At 44.6% G+C, this 1,849-nt stretch carries 2 protein-coding genes; one reads left to right on the top strand and one right to left on the bottom strand.

Annotated features, from left to right (window positions below):
- The first annotated feature begins 231 nt into the window (after positions 1-231).
- Positions 232-1,311 carry an AOC03_06830 family ribosome hibernation factor gene (locus PX481_RS24700; RefSeq protein WP_288096579.1) on the top strand — a complete coding sequence of 360 codons (1,080 nt, stop codon included), beginning with the start codon at positions 232-234 and terminating at the stop codon, positions 1,309-1,311.
- Between the two features lie 2 nt (positions 1,312-1,313).
- On the opposite strand, the gene PX481_RS24695 is transcribed toward PX481_RS24700, so the two are convergent.
- The gene (locus PX481_RS24695) at positions 1,314-1,757 is read right to left on the bottom strand and encodes a molybdenum cofactor biosynthesis protein MoaE (RefSeq protein WP_288096581.1); all 444 of its coding nucleotides are present in this window, start codon (positions 1,755-1,757) and stop codon (positions 1,314-1,316) included.
- Positions 1,758-1,849: the final 92 nt, after the last annotated feature.

Raw genomic sequence — 1,849 nt, 5'->3', positions numbered from 1 at the left:
CTAAATCCTTATCTGGCAAGAGACTTAATTGATTAGTTCGCTCTAGATAAAAACAATTGACAAAAATCGCTAAATGCCTTTCTCTATAAGGGTTCCATCCCTTATAACCCCCGTCCATTGCATAACACAAACCGAAGAGCCAAATGTTAGCTGGAATACTGAATAAATCGAGAAAATCTGGATAAAGCCAGTATTTTTAGCTCCTTAACCCTATCAATCAAGCTAAAATCAATGATTACTCGTCAAGAACTTAAGAAACTACAATCCCTAACTCAAATACCCGCCCTTTCCATTCTCTTACCTACCCATCGCACCTCACCGGATAACAAACAAGACCCTATTCTCGTTAAAAATTTGGTCGATGAAGCAAAGCGCCGATTATCGGCAGAATTCTCTAAACGTGAAATCGAACCTTTGTTCGAGCGCCTCGATAGTCTAGTGGCTGAAATAGATTATCCTTATACTCTAGATGGATTAGCTATCTATATTGGTCCGGATATTGCCAAGCTTTATAACCTGCCTTTTTCTGTCCAGGCAAGAGTTGTCATCGATAAAACCTTTGCCACACGGGATTTAGTTTATGGATTACATCGAGAACAACCCTATTGGCTGTTACTATTAAGTCAGGGTTCTACTCGTTTAATCTCAGCTACAGGAGAAACTCTCGAAGAAATTCGCGATCAAAATTTTCCCTTAGAAATGACTGGACCGGGGGCCACCGCACCACTGCCCTTTGATGCCGATACCAGTTATCTAGATGATAGAATCCGGCGATTTTTCCAGCAGGTAGATAATGCTCTGGGTGAATACATTGACATTGATGATTCTTCCCCTTTGATTGTGGGTGGAGTGGTTCGTCAAATTTCCTTCTTTCAAGAAGTTTCACAGTACACATCAGCAATTGTTGGCACTTTAACCGGCAATTTTGACAAAACCTCACTGCCAGAATTAATTCCGCAAGTATTGCCGATTATGCATTCAGTGCGTCAGAATCAAAAAACTGAAGCCCTGCAAGCTTTGGACGCGGCAGTCAGCGCTCAAAAAGTTATCTCTACCCTGGGAGAAGTGTGGCGTTTAGCGCAGGAAGGTCGAGGAAAATTGTTATTAGTGGAGAAAAATTACCATGTACCCGCAGTTTTAAGCGAAAACGGTGATTTAGTGCTGGTGGAAAACGTCGGTGGTACGGAGGTAATCGATGATGCAGTGGATGAAATTATCGAAGCGGTATTGGCCAAGGGAGGACGTGTAGCTTTAGTCGAGGAGGATTCCTTGAACGATTACCAAAAAATCGCCTTGATTTTACGTTATTAGACCTAACACTCCGTTTCACAGGCCCCAATACTAACCCATTGACTAGAACCATCAGACCAGTATTCTTTTTTCCAGATGGGGGCATTATGCTTGAGAGTATCAATAGCATAACGACAGGCTGCGAAAGCTTCCCCCCGATGGGGACAACCCACCGCTACTAAGACGCTAATTTCACCGATTTGTAGCTTACCGGTGCGATGGTGAATGACAACTCGATTGGTATCGGGCCAGGTTTGCCGAATTTGCCCGGCAATTTGCCGGAAAACCTCGATCGCCATGGGTTCGTAGGCCTGATAATCAAGATAAATAACCGGTTTACCGTCGGTTTGCTCCCGTACAGTGCCACTCATTAGTACAATAGCACCATTAGCCCCATCATCGGCTAATTGATATACTTCCTGCAAAGATAAGGGAGCAAAACTGACGCGAAAACTATCTGGTGTCATGGATGAGGTGATGGGGGTTGGGTGTGGGGTGTAGGGTGTGGGGTGTGGGGTGTAGGGTGTGGGGTGTGGGGTGTAGGGTGTGGGGTGTGGGG

The sequence above is a fragment of the Microcystis sp. M53603_WE2 genome, assembly GCF_030065435.1.
The sequence above is the reverse complement of the archived record's forward strand: the minus strand, read 5'-3'. Positions and strand labels throughout refer to the sequence as shown.